Annotated in this window: 19 protein-coding genes; 15 read left to right on the forward strand and 4 right to left on the reverse strand. The window is 67.3% G+C overall.

Annotated features, from left to right (window positions below):
* Nucleotides 1–48 precede the first annotated feature (48 nt).
* From SSA01S_RS16845 to SSA01S_RS16875, 7 genes are read left to right on the forward strand one after another with little or no spacing between them, the layout of a single operon-like run.
* Complete coding sequence (locus SSA01S_RS16845; RefSeq protein ID WP_058715792.1) at nucleotides 49–396, forward strand: hypothetical protein; 348 nt, start codon at nucleotides 49–51, stop codon at nucleotides 394–396.
* A gap of 14 nt (nucleotides 397–410) precedes the next feature.
* Nucleotides 411–1352 (forward strand): bifunctional diaminohydroxyphosphoribosylaminopyrimidine deaminase/5-amino-6-(5-phosphoribosylamino)uracil reductase RibD, encoded by a 942-nt coding sequence (gene ribD / locus SSA01S_RS16850; RefSeq protein WP_061781327.1) that lies wholly within the window; start codon nucleotides 411–413, stop codon nucleotides 1350–1352.
* 1 nt (nucleotide 1353) lies between these two features.
* A complete protein-coding gene (locus SSA01S_RS16855; protein ID WP_061781315.1) occupies nucleotides 1354–1956 on the forward strand; it encodes a riboflavin synthase in 603 nt (200 codons plus the stop codon).
* Nucleotides 1946–3097 (forward strand): 3,4-dihydroxy-2-butanone-4-phosphate synthase, encoded by a 1152-nt coding sequence (ribB, locus tag SSA01S_RS16860; RefSeq protein WP_061781316.1) that lies wholly within the window; start codon nucleotides 1946–1948, stop codon nucleotides 3095–3097. Before SSA01S_RS16855 ends, ribB begins: the two co-directional genes overlap by 11 nt.
* A complete protein-coding gene (ribH, locus tag SSA01S_RS16865; RefSeq protein WP_058715795.1) occupies nucleotides 3097–3516 on the forward strand; it encodes a 6,7-dimethyl-8-ribityllumazine synthase in 420 nt (139 codons plus the stop codon). Before ribB ends, ribH begins: the two co-directional genes overlap by 1 nt.
* Entirely contained in the window at nucleotides 3513–4061 is a 549-nt protein-coding gene (locus tag SSA01S_RS16870; RefSeq protein WP_061781317.1) for a GNAT family N-acetyltransferase, read from the forward strand. The genes ribH and SSA01S_RS16870 overlap by 4 nt, the downstream gene beginning before the upstream one ends.
* Nucleotides 4058–4483 (forward strand): hypothetical protein, encoded by a 426-nt coding sequence (locus SSA01S_RS16875; protein WP_156477897.1) that lies wholly within the window; start codon nucleotides 4058–4060, stop codon nucleotides 4481–4483. The genes SSA01S_RS16870 and SSA01S_RS16875 overlap by 4 nt, the downstream gene beginning before the upstream one ends.
* 196 nt (nucleotides 4484–4679) lie before the next feature.
* Here the strand turns inward: SSA01S_RS16875 and SSA01S_RS16880 are convergent, their stop codons facing one another.
* On the reverse strand, nucleotides 4680–5774 hold the full coding sequence (locus SSA01S_RS16880) for an alkene reductase (protein ID WP_061781319.1): 1095 nt from the start codon (nucleotides 5772–5774) through the stop codon (nucleotides 4680–4682).
* A gap of 100 nt (nucleotides 5775–5874) precedes the next feature.
* Here SSA01S_RS16880 and SSA01S_RS16885 point away from each other — a divergent pair, with 100 nt between their 5' ends.
* From SSA01S_RS16885 to SSA01S_RS16910, 6 genes are all read left to right on the forward strand, one after another.
* Nucleotides 5875–6804, forward strand: a complete 930-nt coding sequence (locus SSA01S_RS16885) for a DMT family transporter (RefSeq protein ID WP_061781320.1) — start codon at nucleotides 5875–5877, stop codon at nucleotides 6802–6804.
* 3 nt (nucleotides 6805–6807) lie between these two features.
* Nucleotides 6808–7482, forward strand: coding sequence for a COQ9 family protein (locus SSA01S_RS16890; RefSeq protein ID WP_061781321.1), 675 nt, complete (start codon nucleotides 6808–6810; stop codon nucleotides 7480–7482).
* Between the two features lie 92 nt (nucleotides 7483–7574).
* Nucleotides 7575–7826 (forward strand): FeoA family protein, encoded by a 252-nt coding sequence (locus tag SSA01S_RS16895; protein WP_058715801.1) that lies wholly within the window; start codon nucleotides 7575–7577, stop codon nucleotides 7824–7826.
* A gap of 16 nt (nucleotides 7827–7842) precedes the next feature.
* Entirely contained in the window at nucleotides 7843–9702 is a 1860-nt protein-coding gene (gene feoB, locus SSA01S_RS16900) for a ferrous iron transporter B (protein ID WP_061781322.1), read from the forward strand.
* A 20-nt stretch (nucleotides 9703–9722) separates the two neighbouring features.
* The gene (gene ssb, locus SSA01S_RS16905) at nucleotides 9723–10331 is read left to right on the forward strand and encodes a single-stranded DNA-binding protein (RefSeq protein ID WP_061781323.1); all 609 of its coding nucleotides are present in this window, start codon (nucleotides 9723–9725) and stop codon (nucleotides 10329–10331) included.
* An 80-nt stretch (nucleotides 10332–10411) separates the two neighbouring features.
* Nucleotides 10412–11965, forward strand: a complete 1554-nt coding sequence (locus SSA01S_RS16910) for a sensor histidine kinase (RefSeq protein ID WP_061781328.1) — start codon at nucleotides 10412–10414, stop codon at nucleotides 11963–11965.
* 32 nt (nucleotides 11966–11997) lie between these two features.
* Here SSA01S_RS16910 and SSA01S_RS16915 read toward each other — a convergent pair whose 3' ends face one another.
* The 3 genes from SSA01S_RS16915 to metX all read right to left on the reverse strand — a co-directional run bounded on the left by SSA01S_RS16915 (nucleotide 11998) and on the right by metX (nucleotide 14207).
* Entirely contained in the window at nucleotides 11998–12390 is a 393-nt protein-coding gene (locus tag SSA01S_RS16915) for a response regulator (protein WP_061781324.1), read from the reverse strand.
* A gap of 66 nt (nucleotides 12391–12456) precedes the next feature.
* Nucleotides 12457–13050 carry a methionine biosynthesis protein MetW gene (gene metW / locus SSA01S_RS16920; RefSeq protein WP_061781325.1) on the reverse strand — a complete coding sequence of 198 codons (594 nt, stop codon included), beginning with the start codon at nucleotides 13048–13050 and terminating at the stop codon, nucleotides 12457–12459.
* Nucleotides 13047–14207 (reverse strand): homoserine O-acetyltransferase MetX, encoded by a 1161-nt coding sequence (gene metX / locus SSA01S_RS16925; protein ID WP_058732967.1) that lies wholly within the window; start codon nucleotides 14205–14207, stop codon nucleotides 13047–13049. The genes metW and metX overlap by 4 nt, the downstream gene beginning before the upstream one ends.
* A 64-nt stretch (nucleotides 14208–14271) precedes the next feature.
* On the opposite strand from metX, the gene hisC reads away from it, so the two are divergent.
* Both hisC and SSA01S_RS16935 read left to right on the forward strand, forming a co-directional pair.
* A complete protein-coding gene (gene hisC, locus SSA01S_RS16930; RefSeq protein ID WP_061781329.1) occupies nucleotides 14272–15390 on the forward strand; it encodes a histidinol-phosphate transaminase in 1119 nt (372 codons plus the stop codon).
* Nucleotides 15390–16301, forward strand: coding sequence for a prephenate/arogenate dehydrogenase family protein (locus SSA01S_RS16935; RefSeq protein WP_061781326.1), 912 nt, complete (start codon nucleotides 15390–15392; stop codon nucleotides 16299–16301). The genes hisC and SSA01S_RS16935 overlap by 1 nt, the downstream gene beginning before the upstream one ends.
* Nucleotides 16302–16421: the final 120 nt, after the last annotated feature.

Raw genomic sequence — 16421 nt, forward strand, 5'->3', positions numbered from 1 at the left:
CCCCCATCCCCACTGGCATCCCCCGCCCTTACCCCCTACATTCCCCCCATGTCGTTCTTCGGCCGCTTTTCCCCCGTCCGCGCGTATCGCGACCTGCGATTCTTCCTGTCGCAGCGCCAGCCCTATGAGCTGGTGTTCCTGATCATCGCGATGGGGATTACCGGCTTCTTCATCTACGCCTTTGCGCGCGACGATTATGTGCGGCCGCCCTACCAGCCCAACATCATCTATGTCGAACAATGGCCCGCGAACCGCACCGATGCGGAAATCCGCGCGCAGCAGAAGATCGACTATGTGAAGAAGAAGCAGGAACTGGCCGAGGAGCAGGCCGCCAAGGACCAGCGCAAGGCCGAGTTTAAAAAGGTCGACGACGCGCTGACCAAGTGGGGCTTCTGACCGACCATCGCTGGATGGGGGTGGCGCTGGCGCTGGCGGATCGCGGCGTCGGGCGGACCGCGCCCAATCCCAATGTCGGCTGCGTATTGGTTCGCGATGGCCGGGTGGTCGGGCGCGGCTGGACGCAAGCAGGCGGCCGCCCCCATGCCGAGGCGATGGCCCTGGCCCAAGCCGGAGCAGCGGCGCGCGGGGCCACCGCTTACGTCACGCTGGAGCCCTGTGCGCATATTTCGCCGCGCGGTCCTGCCTGTACCGACCTGCTGATCGCGGCCGGCGTCGCGCGGATCGTCGCGGCGATGGGCGATCCCGATCCGCGCACCGACGGCCTCGGCTTTTCCCGCGCCGGTGCCGCCGGGATCGCGGTCACGACCGGCGTGCGCGAGGAAGAGGCGCGGCGGATGATCGCGGGGTTCCTGACTCGCCGCGCCCGGGGCCGCCCCCTCGTCACGCTCAAGCTCGCCACCTCGCTCGATGGCATGATCGCGCGGGCCGATGGCGAGAGCCGCTGGATCACCGGGCCACAGGCACGCGCGCATACCCATTTGGAGCGCAGCCGCCACGAAGCGATCCTGATCGGGCGCGGCACGCTGGAGGCCGATGCGCCCCGGCTCGATGTTCGCCTGCCGGGCCTCGAGTCGCGCAGTCCGCGCCGCATCCTGCTCTCGCGTACGCCCGAGACGGGCTGGGAAACCATCCCCTCCCCGGCCGCCATCGCCGACATCCCGAGCGTCGACCGGCTGATGGTCGAGGGAGGGGCGCAGACCGCCTCCGCCTTCCTCGCCGCCGATCTAATCGACCGGCTGCTCCTCTATCGCGCGCCCATCCTGATCGGCGAGGGCCGCTCGGCGCTGGGCGATATCGGCCTCACCCGTCTCGCCGAGGCCCATGGCCGCTGGCGGCTCACCGATGCACGGATGCTTGGCAGCGACCGGTTGGAGGTCTACGAGCGCGCCTGATATGTTTACCGGGATCGTCACCGACATCGGCTCCGTCACCGCCGTGGAAACGCGCGGCGACACGCGAGTCGTCATCGCCACCGCCTATGATACGGCCAGTATCGACCTGGGCGCGTCGATCGCTTGTTCGGGCGTCTGCCTGACCGTGGTCGAGAAGGGCCCGGACTGGTTCGCGGTCGACGTCTCGGCCGAGACGATCGGGCGCACCGCCGACCAGTGGACGACCGGCCAGCGGCTGAACCTGGAACGCGCGATGAAGCTGGGCGACGAGCTGGGCGGACATATCGTCACCGGCCATGTCGACGGCGTCGGCCATGTCGTGTCGGTTGCGGTGGAGGGCGGATCGCACCGCGTCTTCGTGGCGGTGCCCGCCGACCTCGCCCCCTTCATGGCGACCAAGGGTTCGGTGACGGTCGACGGCGTCTCGCTGACCGTCAACAGCGTCGAGGACACCGCCGACGGCACCGTCTTCGGCCTGAACATCATTCCCCACACCGCCGCCGTCACCACGCTGGGCGGCATCGGCGAGGGCCAGCGCGTCAATATCGAGATCGACGTGCTCGCCCGGTATCTGCAGCGCATGGAGCATTATCGTGGCCGCTAATCCCGACTCGCTTTCCGGTCTGCGGCGCGGTTTTCTCTCCAGCCCCGAAGAGATCATCGACGAGGCGCGCAATGGACGCATGTTCATCTTGGTCGATGACGAAGACCGCGAGAATGAGGGCGATCTGGTCATCCCGGCCCAGATGGCGACGCCGGAGAAGGTCAACTTCATGGCGCGGCACGGGCGCGGGCTGATCTGCCTGGCGATGACGCGCGAGCGGGTCGACACGCTCGGCCTGCCGCTGATGAGCCCGAAGAACGGGACGCGGCACGAAACCGCCTTCACCATCTCGATCGAGGCGCGCGAGGGCGTAACCACCGGCATCTCCGCCGCCGACCGCGCGCGGACGATCGCGGTGGCGATCGATGCTTCGCAGGGCCCCGACTCGCTGGTGACGCCGGGCCATGTCTTCCCGCTGGTCGCGCGCGACGGCGGCGTGCTGGTCCGCGCCGGGCATACCGAGGCAGCGGTCGATGTCGCGCGGCTGGCGGGCCTCAACCCTTCGGGCGTGATCTGCGAGATCATGAACGAGGACGGGACGATGGCGCGGATGGACGACCTCGTCTCCTTCGCGCAGCTCCACAATTTGAAGATCGGCACGATCCGCGACCTGATCGCCTATCGCCGCCGCTACGACCATCTGGTCGAGTTGCAGTCCGAAGCCACGTTCGAGAGCGAATGGGGCGGCACCTGGACCGCGCGCGCTTATCGCAACAAGGCGACGGGGACCGAGCAGGTCGCTTTGGTCAAAGGCAAGCTCGACACCGACCAGCCGGTGCTGGTGCGGATGCACGCCCTGTCGCCCTTCGCCGATGTGTTCGGCGAGGCAGGATCACGTGGCGCGCTGCTCGCCAAGTCGATGCGCATGATCGCCGAGGAAGGCTCCGGCGTGATCGTCGTCATCAACCGCCCGCGCACCGACGCCTTCACCACCGCCGTTCGGCTGAAGGCCGGGGAGGAAGTGCAGATCGATATGGAGGAATTGCGCGACTATGGCGTCGGCGCGATGATCCTGGCCGAGCTGGGCGTGCAGGACATGGTGCTGCTGACCAACACCCATCACACGCTGATCGGGCTCGACGGCTATGGCCTGTCGATCGTCGGCGAACGTCGTATCGAAAATGCTGAGGGAGACGCCTGATGGCGCATGTGCTGATCGTTGAGGCCCGCTTCTACGAGCATCTGAACGACCTGCTACTGGCCGGTGCACGCGCCGCGATCGAGGAAGCGGGCCACAGCCATGAGACGATCACCGTCCCCGGCGCGCTGGAAATCCCCGGCGCGGTGGCGATGGCGGCCGATTCGGGGCGCTACGACGCCTTCGTCGCGATCGGCGTGGTGATTCGCGGCGAGACCTATCATTTCGAGATCGTGTCGAACGAAAGCGCGCGCGGCCTGATGGCGCTGACCATGGACGGGCTGCCCATCGGCAACGGCATCATCACCACCGAGAACGAGGCGCAGGCGCTGACCCGCGCCAAGCCCGACGAAAAGAACAAGGGCGGTGAGGCGGCCAAGGCGGCGCTCGCCATGCTGGCGCTGAAGGGGCGGTTCGGGTGACATCGCCCGTCCTCCAGACCGAGCGGTTGACCCTGCGGGTCCCCTCGGCGGAGGATTCCGAGGCGTGGGCGGCGTTCCATGCCGAGGAGGACAAGATGCGCTTCCTCGGCGGCGTGCAGGCGCGCGGCGCGGCCTGGCGATCGCTATGCACCATGGTCGGTGCGTGGAGCGTACGGGGTTTCGCCATGTTTTCGGTCATCGAGCGCGACACCGCCCGCTGGGTCGGCCGGATCGGGCCGTGGCAGCCCGAGGGCTGGCCGGGGCGCGAGGTCGGCTGGGGCGTGGCGCGGGAATTTGCCGGCCGCGGCTATGCCTATGAAGCGGCCTGCGCGGCGATGGACTATGCCGTGGATGTGCTGGGTTGGGACCATGTGATCCACGCCATCGACCCGGACAATCACGGCTCGATCAAGCTGGCCCAGCGGCTGGGGTCGGTGAATCAGGGCCCGACACGCCTTCCCGCCCCGCTGGAGAGCTTCCCCGTCGATGCCTGGGGCCAGAGCGCCGACCAGTGGCGGGCACGTCGGGCCATCCCGACATCATGACCGATATGCCGCCCAGCCGCTTCCGCGTCGTCGAACGGGGTCGGCGGCTGGAGGTCATCGATACCCAGGCGGCGAAGGCTCCCCCTGCGCGCCGGACGGACTTACTGCGACCGGCCTCGGACAAGACCCGAGCGCGATTCCAGCTGCCGGAAAAGATCCGCTTCGACGGTGCGGCAAGCTGGACCACCGACCGTTTCTATGACGCCAAGGGTCCGCGCGCCCTGACACTCGATGCGGGCGCGATGCAGAAGCTGCGCTTTGCCGGGGCCGGGCTGGTCGCGCTGGTGATCCTGTGGGTGCTGGTCGCGAGCTTCGTCCCACCCTTATGGGGGGCGCCGCTGCTGCTCCTCAATCCCAAGATGCGCCGGACGGTGCGCGACCGGATGACAGCATGGCTCGACGCGTTGAATAGCGGCGAATAGCCCGCACTTCCGGTGAGGCTAAACCGCGATAATATTTGTCTCTGCAAACTCTTACAAAGGGCCGCTACCCCGGCGAAGGCCGGGGTCCAGTTGCGATGCGCTGTCGGCGTAAGCAACTGGCTTGGTGGCATCTGGACCCCGGCCTTCGCCGGGGTGGTGGATGGGGCGGGGGTGAACATTACCCCGCCCCCCGGCCTCACGCCGCCCGCGCGCTCTCTTCGAGCGTGGGGTAGTCGATATAGCCTTCCGGCCCCTGGCTGTACCAAGTCTTCATATCGCCCTCGTTCAGCGGCGCATCGGTGCGCAGGCGCTCGGGCAGGTCGGGATTCGCGAGGAAGGTCCGGCCGAACGCGATGCCGTCCGCGACACCCGAATCGATCGCAGCTTGCGCCTTCTCACGCGTGTCGAAATCGCTGTTCAGGATCAGCGGGCCTTTGAAGACCTCGCGAATCTGCGGCGACAGCTTGGGCACGTCGGTGCGGCCATAGGTGCCGTCCGGGCCGATCTCACGCAGTTCGAGGAAGGCGATGCCCAGGTCCGACAGCATCTTGGCGGCGGGCACGAAGACCGAGGCGGGATCGCTGTCATCGACGCCCTGGCTGTCGCCATTGGGCGAGAGGCGCACGGCCACGCGCTCCTTGCCCGCGACCGAAATCACGCGCTCGGCGATCTCGCGGAGCAGGCGGATGCGATTCTCCGGACTGCCCCCATATTCGTCCTCGCGGTGGTTCGCCCCGTCGCGCAGGAATTCGTCGATCAGATAGCCGTTGGCGGCATGAATCTGCACCCCGTCGAACCCGGCGGCCAGCGCATTGCGCGTCGCCAGCTCATAATCGTCCAGCAGGCGCGGGATTTCCGACAGCTCCAGCGGGCGGGCGGTCTCGAAATCCTTCTTGCCCTCGAAGGTGTGCGCCTGCCCCTCGGTGCGGGTGGCCGAGGACGACACCGGCTGCATCCCCGTGACCGAGCTGTGCACCTGACGGCCCATGTGCCAGAGCTGGGCGACGATCCGGCCGCCTGCCTTGTGCACCGCGTCGGTCACCGGCTTCCACCCTTCGACCTGCTCGTCGGTCCACAGCCCCGGCGCATAGGGCCAGCCCAGCCCTTCGCGGCTGATACCGGTGGCCTCGGAGATGATCAGGCCCGCGCTGGCGCGCTGGGCATAATATTGCGCCATGATCGGCGTCGGCACCGCCTCGCGCGTGGCGCGAGCGCGGGTCAGCGGGGCCATGAGGATACGGTTGGGGGCGTGGATCGCCCCGAGATCGATGGGGTCGAAGAGCGTTGGCATCACATGCAGTCCTTTTGCGGCCTTTCCGGCCTGACGCAACGCAGATAGGGCGTTAAGGGACCCCATGCCCGTGTTCCACACCCCAAGAAAAACTGAACCGATGCAAAGCGATCGTCAGTCGGACCGGACCGGACCGGATAGCACGCCGCCGCTGGCCTTTGCCGCCGTCATCCTCGCCAATGTCGCGCTCGCCTTCGGGCCGCTGCTGGTGCGCATGGCCGATACCGGGCCGGTCGCCGCCGCCTTCTGGCGGATCACGCTCGCCGCGCCGGTGCTGGCGCTGGTCGCGCTGATCTCGCCCGCCCGGCCGCGTCGGCCGGGCAAGGGACAGGCGGGGCTGTGGGCGCTGCTGCTGATCGGCGGCATCGCCTTTGCGGGCGATCTGGGCTCCTGGCATATCGGCATCCGCCAGACGACGATGGCCAACGCCACACTGTTCGGCAATTCGGCGACCTTCATCTTTCCGCTCTACGGCTTTCTCATCGCGCGCACCTGGCCCTCGCGAAGCCAGGGGATCGCGCTGATCCTGGCGGCGGTCGGGGCCGGACTGTTGATGGGGCGCAGCTATCAGGTCGATCCGCGCCACCTGGTCGGCGACCTGATGTGCGTCCTGGCGGGCATTCTCTATGCGCTCTACTTCATCCTGATGGCGCGGGTGCGGACGACCATGCCGCCCATCCCGGCGCTCGCCTGGTCGACGCTCGCCAGCATCGTGCCGCTGTTCGTCTTCGCCGTGGTGCTGGGCGAGCGGGTCTGGCCCGGCCATTGGAGCGCGCTGATCCTGCTGGCGCTGGGGAGCCAGATCATCGGCCAGGGGTTGATGATCTATGCGCTGGGCCTGCTGAGCCCGCTGGTCGTCGGCCTGGCGCTGCTGGTCCAGCCGATCGTGGCGACCGCCATCGGCTGGATCGTCTATGATGAGCGGCTGGCGCTGCCCGATCTGGTGGGCGTGGCGATGGTCGCGGTCGCGCTGGTACTGGTCCGGCGCGGATCGACGGTTGCCAAGCCGGGCGATAGGGACGACGGATAGGATATGACCGAGGCTGCCATGACCGATGTTCAGGACCTGACTCTCGACGAGGTGCGTGCGCTGCTGGCGGAGGGCATTGCGTCCAACGCCGCGTTCGACGGCTGGGGCGACGACGCCCGCGACATGGCGGCAGACGCGGCGGGCATCGACCGCGACATCGCGCGACTCGCTTTCAAGGACGGCCCGGTCGCGATGATCGACGCGTGGTTCGCCGCCATCGATCAGGCGATGGTCGAAGCGGTGCCCGCCGACCGGGCGGCCCAGATGAAGATTCGCGAACGCATCACCGCGCTGGTCGAGGCACGGCTGGCCGCCGCTGCTCCCAATCGCGAAGCGCTGCGCCGCGCGCTGACCATCCTCGCCATGCCGCAAAACACCGCTACGGCCGCGCGACTCGGCTGGCGCACGGTCGATGCGATCTGGGCGCAGGCGGGCGACACCGCGACCGACTATAACCATTATACCAAGCGTGCGACGCTGTTTGCCGTCTATGCCTCGACCATCGCGGTGTTCCTGAACGACGAGAGCGAGAATCACGCCGACACGCGCGCCTTCCTCGCGCGCCGGATCGAGGGGATCATGCGGTTCGAGAAGTGGAAGGCCGGGATCACCAAGCGCGGTGAGAATATGCCCAGCCTGTCGCGGTTTATCGGGCGGCTGCGTTATCCGGCGGTGTGAGGGGGGCCCGGCGCACGCCTGGCCACCGATCCTCTCACCCAATTTACCAACTGGTAATTGATAATCAATCGCACCGGGGTTATGTATGCCTCATGGCGATGCTCAGCAGTCTCGAAACCCTTCCCCGGCGGCAACCGGCGACCGTGGCCGCGATCGACTGGACCCAGCTGGCCCTGCCCGAAGCGCGTCGTTTGCGCGAACTGGGCTTCGACGAAGGCGTCGGGGTCGAGGTTCTGCACCGCGCCACGCTGGGCGGCGGGCCCATCGCCTGCCGGATCGGCCGGATGACCGTGGCGCTGCGCCGCCGAGTCGCCGCCTCGATCCGCGTCGCGCCGAGCGCCTGAGGCTTAGCCCGGACGAATGAACGCTGCACCGCTGGTCGCGCTCGTCGGCAATCCCAATGCCGGCAAAAGCGCCCTGTTCAACGCGCTGACCGGCGCGCGGCAGAAGGTCGGCAACTATCCCGGCGTCACCGTCGAGCGGCATTCGGGACGACTCGTGCTGGACGATGGCCGCGCGGTCGAGCTGGTCGACCTGCCCGGTGCCTATAGCCTCGATCCCGGCAGCCTGGACGAACAGGTCACGCGCAATGTCGTGATGGGCTCGCAGGCGGGCGAGCGGCGTCCCGATGCGCTGGTCGTCGTGGTCGATGCCGCCAATCTCGACAATCACCTGCGCTTCACGCTCCAGCTGATCGCGCTGGGCCTGCCGGTCGTGGTCGCGCTCAACATGGTCGACTTGGCCGAGCGTGACGGGCTGACCCTCGACGCCGATATCCTGGCGCGTGAGTTGGGCGTGACGGTCATCCCGACCGTCGCCGTCCGCCGTCGCGGGCTCGACACGCTGAAGGCCGAGATCGACCGGCTGGTGTCGCAGGAGCGGCCCCACGCCATAGCAGCCGCCGACCGGATCGACGATATCGTCACGCTGCAGCGCCGCGCGCGCCAGATCGCGTCCGCCGCGACCGTGGCGGAGACGCCGACGCGCCGCTGGACCCACATGCTCGACTCGGTCGCGCTGCATCCGATCGCCGGGCCGATCCTGCTGGTCGGATTGCTCTTCATCATGTTCCAGGCGGTCTTTGCCTGGTCGCAGACGCCGGTCGAATGGATCGAGGCCGGCTTCAAATGGCTGGAAATCCAGGCAGGGCTGCTGCTGCCGGAGGGCTGGTTCCGCAGCCTCATCACCGACGGCCTGATCGCTGGTGTAGGCGCGGTCCTCGTCTTCCTGCCGCAAATCCTGATCCTCTTCCTCTTCATCCTGATCCTGGAGGCAACCGGCTATATGGTCCGCGCCGCCTTCCTGATGGATCGGTTGATGGCGCAGGTCGGTCTGTCGGGGCGGGCCTTTATCCCGCTCCTTTCCTCCTTCGCCTGCGCGGTGCCCGGCATCATGGCGACGCGGACGATCGATGACGAGAAGGACCGGCTGACCACGATCCTGATCGCGCCGCTGATGACCTGTTCGGCGCGCCTGCCCGTCTATACCATCATCATCGGCGCGTTCATTCCCGATCGGCAGGTGCTGCCGCTTGTGGGTCTTCAGGGGCTGGTGCTGCTCGGCCTCTATCTGATGGGCATTGTCGGGGCGTTCGTCGCGGCCCTGCTGCTCCGCCGCACCGTCACCAAGGGTGCGTCGTCGGGCTTCATGATGGAGATGCCGAAGTACCAGTGGCCGCATCTACGCGACGTGTTGCTCGGCCTGTGGAGCCGGGCGCTGATCTTCCTGAAGCGCGCCGGGACCACCATCGCGCTGACCACGGTCATCCTGTGGGCGCTGCTCTCCTTTCCGAAGCCGCCCGAGGGCTCAGGGATTTCGCCGGTCGATTATTCGATCGCGGGCCGCATCGCCAACGGGATCGAGGTCGCGGTGCGTCCGATCGGCTTCAACCGCGACATCGCACTGGCCCTCGTCCCCGCCATGGCGGCGCGCGAGGTCGCGGTGGCGGCGATCGGCACCGTCTATGCCATCGACGATACCGAGCATGAGGGTGGGCAGAAGGCGATGACCGACAAGCTGAAGCGCAACTGGTCGCTGCCCACCGCGCTCGCCTTCCTGATGTGGTTCGTCTTCGCGCCCCAATGCATCTCGACCATCGCAGTGACGCGTCGGGAAACCAACGGATGGAAATGGCCAGCCTTCATGGTGGGCTACCTTTTCGTGACCGCCTATGTCATGGCGGGTATCACATATTGGTTGGCCGTCTTCGCCGGCCTCTAGGCAAGATACAGGACTGATACATGGCGGGCAGCGTCAACAAGGTGATTCTCGTCGGCAATCTGGGACGCGATCCCGAGAGCCGCTCCTTCCAGAATGGCGGCAAGGTGGTCGAGCTGCGCATCGCCACGTCCGAGTCGTGGAAGGACCGCAACAGCGGCGAGCGCAAGGAAAAGACCGAGTGGCACACGGTCAAGATCTTCAACGAAGGTCTTGCCAATGTCGCCGAGCGCTTCCTGCGCAAGGGCTCGAAGGTCTATATCGAAGGCGCGCTGACCACCCGTAAGTGGCAGGACCAGCAGGGTAACGACCGTTACTCGACCGAGGTGACGCTGCAGGGCTTCAACTCGGTGCTGACCATGCTCGACGGCCCCGGCGGCGGTCAGGGCGGCGGCGGTGGCCGTGGCGGCAGCGATTTTGGCGGCGGCGATGATTTCGGCGGCGGCGACTTCGGTGGCGGGTCGAGCGGCTTTGGCGGTGGTTCGTCGGGCGGCGGGTACGGCGGCGGCGCGCGTGGCGGTTCGGGCAATTCCGGTGGCGGCGCAAGCCAGAGCGGGAACGGCGGCAACCGTGGCGGGTTCGGACAGGGCGGCGGCTTCGCCGACGATCTGGATGACGACGTTCCGTTCTGATCGCCGACGGACTTCTCCACGGTGAGGACATGCAGGACACGGTTTTTCGGGCGGACTCGGCGATCGGCCAACAGGATGGGATGACGGACATGCTCGACCCATCGGCCATTACGGAAGCGCAACGCACCGCGCTGATCCGCCGCTACGATCTGGCGGGCTATCGCGAAAACGGGTGCCTGGACGACCTGACCACCTTTGCCGCCGAATTGTGCGGCACCCCGGTCGCGCTGGTCAGCTTGGTCGAGGAAGAGTCGCAGCAATTCCTGTCGGCCTTGGGCTTTGACGAGCCGCAGACGCCGCGTGATACCTCCTTCTGCGCCCATGCGATGGTGGCGGGCGAAACCGTCATGGTCGTGCCCGACGCGCGGCTGGACCCGCGCTTCGCCGATTTCCCGCTGGTCGTGGGGCCGCCGCATATCCGTTTTTATGCGGGTGCGCGGCTTCTGTCGCATGAAGGCGTGCCGCTGGGCGCGATCTGTGTCATCTCGCCCGAACCGCGTCCGCAAGGGCTGACCGACTTCCAGTTTCGCGGGCTGGAGATCCTGGCGACCGCAGTGATGGGCCGGTTGCAGGACCGCCGCGCCCAGCTCGAACACGAACAGACCGTCGAGGCCTCGGAGGCGCGCGTCGCCGACAGCGAGCAGCGGTTCCGCACTCTGGCCGACACCATGCCGCAAATGGTCTGGTCGACCCTGCCCGACGGCTATCACGATTATTACAACGCCCGCTGGTACGACTACACCGGCATGGAACCCGGCTCGACCGATGGTGAAGCGTGGAATGGCATGTTCCATGTCGACGATCAGGAGCGGGCCTGGACGCGCTGGCGCCACAGCCTGGCGACCGGTGAGCCCTATCAGATCGAATATCGGCTGCGCCATCGCGATGGCACCTATCGCTGGGTGCTGGGTCGCGCCTTGCCCATCCGTGATGCCGAGGGGCGGATCACCCGCTGGTTCGGTACCTGCACCGACATTCACGAACAGAAGCTGGCGCTGGAAGAGCGCGAGATCGTCAGCCAGGAACTGAGTCACCGCATCAAGAATATCTTCGCGGTGATCTCCGGCCTGATCGCCTTTGCCGCGCGCAGCCATCCGGGTTTTGCCGGCATTTCCAGCGACCTGCGCGACCGGATCACCGCGCTGGGCCGCGCGCACGACTTCGTCCGTCCGCACAGCCCGCAGTCGCAGCCCAAGGCGCGGCAGGACTCGCTGCACGGCCTGCTGACCGATCTGTTCGATCCGTATCGCGGCGATGACGATACCCGTATCCATCTGTCCGGAGAGGATGTGCCGGTCGACGATCGATCGGCCACGCCGCTGGCGCTGCTGTTCCACGAACTGGCAACCAATGCCGCCAAATATGGCGCGCTGTCGGTGACCGAAGGGCATGTCGAACTGGCCATCCAGCCGGACGGGGAGATGGTTACGCTCTGCTGGCAGGAGCGGGGTGGTCCGGTGCTGGAGCGTACGCCCGATCATGCAGGTTTCGGGTCGCAACTGGTCGAGCTGTCGGCGGTGCGCCAGTTGGGCGGAACGGTGCGACGCGATTGGCGGCGCGAAGGTCTGGTGGTGACGATCGAAGTGCCGCTGGCTGCCTTTAGCCGCCCGCCCGGCACGGGGCCCTGTCGCTAAGGCAAAGGGCCGTTAAGTCTAAGGATCGGAACTCAGGCGTTCAGGCCGAGCGGCATGACATAATCGGTGGATGCGACGTCCGCGCCGGTGGCCATGGCTGCGGCGGCGAGAATCGCCCGTTCGCTGAACGGTTTGCGGATATAGCCGAGCGCCTGACAGCTCGATCCGATTTGCGCAGGGTTGGCTGTGACGAAGACGATCTTGACGCCGAACTGCTCGGCCAGCTGGCGTGCAATGTCGGGCCCTGTCGCGCCGTCGCGCAGGTTTACATCGACAAAGGCAAAGGTGCAGCCGGGCGCAGTTTCGATGGCGGTGCGGCTATCCGCCGCGATCCCAGCTACTTGATAGCCGGCATCGGTCAGAATGCGCTCCAGATCGAGGGCCACGAAAATCTCGTCTTCCACGATCAGGGCGGTTTGGCTCATGTCAAATTCCCGTCACTTTCCGGCTCAACACTCTTGATCCAGATAAAGTTCCGAACTGTCGTCGTTTCAGCGACGTAACAGAAAGACCGCATGTTCGGCGCGGAAATTGGCCGCCGCCGCACTGGTCGGGCGACCACGCGACAGGAACCAGCTGCCCTCCACCGTAATCCGCCGCTGGCGCACGAACGCACGGAAATCGTCGATCGTGACATGGTGGATATTGGGCGTGTCATACCATTGTTCGGGTAGCAGCTTGGTCACCGGCATCCGTCCGCCCCACAGCAGCGAGGTCCGCACCCGCCAATGCGCGAAATTGGGGAAGGACACGAAGGCGCGGTGACCGATGCGCAGCAGATGGTCGAGAACCTGGTCGGGCGCGCGTGCGGTCTGCAGCGTCTGGCTGAGAATCGCATAGTCGAAGCCCTTGTCCGGGTATCCCGCCAGGTCGACATCGGCATCGCCCTGCACCACCGCCAGCCCGCGCGCGACCGCCGAGGCGACATTGGCCGGGTCGATCTCCAGCCCGCGCGCATCCACCCCCGCCTCGTCGCGCAGCGCCGCCATCAGTTGTCCGTCGCCGCAGCCGATATCCAGCACGCGCGCACCGCGCGCGACGTGGCGCGCGATGATCGCCAGATCGGGGCGCAACGGCTCGCTCATGGCTCGGCCCGCAGGAAACCGTCGATCACCCGGTTCATCTCGGGCGCGTCGAGCAGGAAGGCGTCATGGCCGTACGGACTCGACAGCTCGACGAAGCTGGCCGCGGCCCCGGCCGCATTGAGCGCCTGCACGACGGCGCGCGACTCGGAGGTGGGATAGAGCCAGTCGGTATCGAAGCTGACCAGGCAAAAGCGCGTCTTCGTCCCCCGAAAGGCATTGGCGAGCAGGCCGCCATGCTCCTCAGCGAGGTCGAAATAATCGAGCGCGCGGGTGATGTAGAGATAGGAATTGGCATCGAACCGGTCGACAAAGCTCAATCCCTGATGCCGGAGATAACTCTCGACCTGGAAATCGGCGTCGAAGCCGAAGCTCTTCGCGCCGTCCGGCCGGTCGGGCCGCGCCTGAAGTCGTCGCCCGAACTTCTCGGTGAGCCCCGCCTCGGACAGATAGGTAATGTGCGCCGCCATACGCGCGACGGCGAGGCCCGCGGCGGGGGGATCGTTCGCCTCGTAATAAGCGCCGCCATTCCATTTCGGATCGGCCATGATCGCCTGCCGCCCAACCTCGTGAAAGGCGATGTTCTGCGCCGAGTGCCGCGCGGTCGAGGCGACCATGACGCAGGCGCGCACGCGTTCGGGGAAGGTCGCCGCCCAGCTCAGCGCCTGCATCCCGCCCATCGATCCACCGACCACCGCCTTCAATTGCCCGACGCCCAGATGGTCGAGCAGCATGGCTTGCGCGCGCACCATGTCGCGGATGGTGATGACGGGGAAGCGCATCCCCCAGGGCTCGGCGGTCGAGGGGTCGATGGTCGCGGGGCCCGACGATCCCATGCAGCTGCCGATGACGTTGGAGCAGATGATGAAGTGCCGCGCCGGGTCGATCGGCTTGCCCTCGCCCACCAGGCGCGTCCACCAGCCCGGCTTGCCGGTGCGCGGATGGGGCGAGGCGACATGCTGGTCGCCGGTCAGCGCGTGGCAGATCAGGATGGCGTTCGAGCCATCGGCATTCAGCGTGCCATAGGTCTCATAGCCGATCTCGACCGGGGACAGCAGCCCGCCGCCATCGAGCCGGAGCGGCCCGGGCAGCACGACATGGCGCGACAGACCGAAACGCTGGTCGTCGCCAAGGGAGTGCGTGGAAACGGAAGCGGCCATGGAGCGATATCCGCTAGGCCGCGATGCTTGGCAACGCAAGGGCGAGGCCGCTATGGCGGGTCGCATGACCAAGCTTACCGCCCCCGAACCGATCTCCTGGGTCAAGGCCATCGCGCCCTACGTCCCCGGCCGCGCGACGACCGATGACGGGCGCAAGGTCGCCAAGCTGTCCTCCAACGAGAATCCGCTGGGCACCAGCGAAAAGGCGCGCGCCGCCTTCGCCGCCGCCGCCGCCCATCTGGAGCGCTACCCGGACGCGGGCGCGACCGCGCTGCGTCAGGCGATCGGAGAGGTGCATGGGCTGGACCCGGCGCGGATCATCTACGGCACCGGCTCGGACGAGATCCTGCACCTCGCGGCGGGCGCGTTTGCGGGGCCGGGGGACGAGATCATCCATGTCCGCTACGGCTTTGCGGTCTATGAGATCGCGACCCGCCGCGTCGGCGCGGAGCCGGTGGTCGTCGCCGACCATGACTATGCCACCGATGTCGACGCCATCTTGGGTGCCGTGACGGACAAGACCAAAGTCGTCTTCGTCGCCAACCCCAACAACCCGACCGGCACCTATGCAGGCGCGGGCGAGATCGCGCGGTTGCACGCGGGGTTGCCGCCCCATGTCCTGCTGGTCCTCGACCAGGCCTATGCCGAGTATCTGGAGGCGGGCGAGGATGATGGCGGGCTGGCGCTGGCCGAGCGGGCGAGCAACGTGCTCGTCTCGCGCACCTTCTCGAAGATCCACGGCCTCGCCGCCGAACGGATCGGCTGGGGCTATGCCGCCGCGCCGATCATCGACGCGCTGCACCGTATCCGCGCGCCGTTCAACGTGACCATCGCCGGCCAGAACGCCGCGATTCAAGCGATCCGCGACCGCGCCTTTGTCGAGGCGTCGCGCGCACACAACGCGAAGTGGCTCGGCTGGTTCGAGGAGCAGATCGCGTCGCTGGGCAATGCGGGCCTGCGCTGCGTGCCGTCCAAGGCGAATTTCTCGCTGGTGCTGTTCGAGGGCGCACTGACCGCCGAGCGCGCCTATCACGGGCTGATGGATGCAGGGTATATCGTCCGCTGGCTGCCGAGCCAGGGACTGGGCCATGGCCTGCGCATCACCATCGGCACCGAGGATGAGGTGAAGGGTGTCGTCGCCGCGCTTCGCCAGATGGTCGAGTCGGAGGCGAAGGGGGCCTGATGCTGCCCTTCGCGCGGATCACCATCATCGGGCTCGGCCTGATCGGCTCCTCGGTCGCGCGGGCGACGCGCAAGGCGATGCCGACCGCGCGGATCACGGCCTATGACGCCGACCCGGCGGTGCGCGAGACGGTGCGCGCGCTCGATCTGGCCGATGACGTCGCCGATACGGCCGGCGCAAGCGTGATCGACGCCGACTTTGTGATCCTGTGCGTGCCGGTCGGTGCGATGGGTGCGGTCGCGGCCGAGTTCGCCGACGACCTGCCTGCCGAGGCGATCGTCTCCGACGTGGGCAGTTGCAAGGGCTCGGTGCTCGCCGCCCTCACCGAAGCGCTGCCCGGCGCGACGATCATCCCCGCACACCCGGTCGCGGGCACCGAGCGCAGCGGGCCGGAGGCGGGCTTCGCCACGCTGTTCCAGAAACGCTGGTGCATCGTCACCCCGCCCGAGGGTGCCGACGCACTGGCCGTCGAGCGGGTCGCCGAATTCTGGCGGCGGCTGGGCGCGGATGTCGAGCTGATGGCCCCGGACCATCACGACCGCGTGCTCGCGGTCACCAGCCATTTGCCGCACCTGATCGCCTATACGATCGTCGGCACCGCCAGCGATCTGGAAGAGGTGACCCAGTCCGAGGTCATCAAATATTCGGCGGGCGGCTTCCGTGACTTCACCCGCATCGCCGCGTCCGACCCGACCATGTGGCGCGACGTGTTCCTGACCAATCGCGAGGCGGTGCTGGAGATGCTCCAGCGCTTTTCCGAGGACCTCAGCCAGCTGCAACGCGCGATCCGCTGGGGCAAGGGCGACGAACTGTTCGACCTGTTCAGCCGCACCCGCACCATCCGCCGTTCGATCATCGACCAGGGCCAGGACGATGCGAGAGAGGACTTCGGGCGGAACCACGAGGGTTAACAATCCTCCCCGGCACGGGGAGGGGGACCGCCGCGAAGCGGTGGTGGAGGGGGATGACCGCAGGGGACGACCTGCGTGGAAGCCCCCCCCCCCCCCCCCCCCCCCCCCCCCCCCCCCCCC

This window comes from Sphingomonas sanguinis NBRC 13937, assembly GCF_001591005.1.
GTDB classification, from domain to species: domain Bacteria; phylum Pseudomonadota; class Alphaproteobacteria; order Sphingomonadales; family Sphingomonadaceae; genus Sphingomonas; species Sphingomonas sanguinis.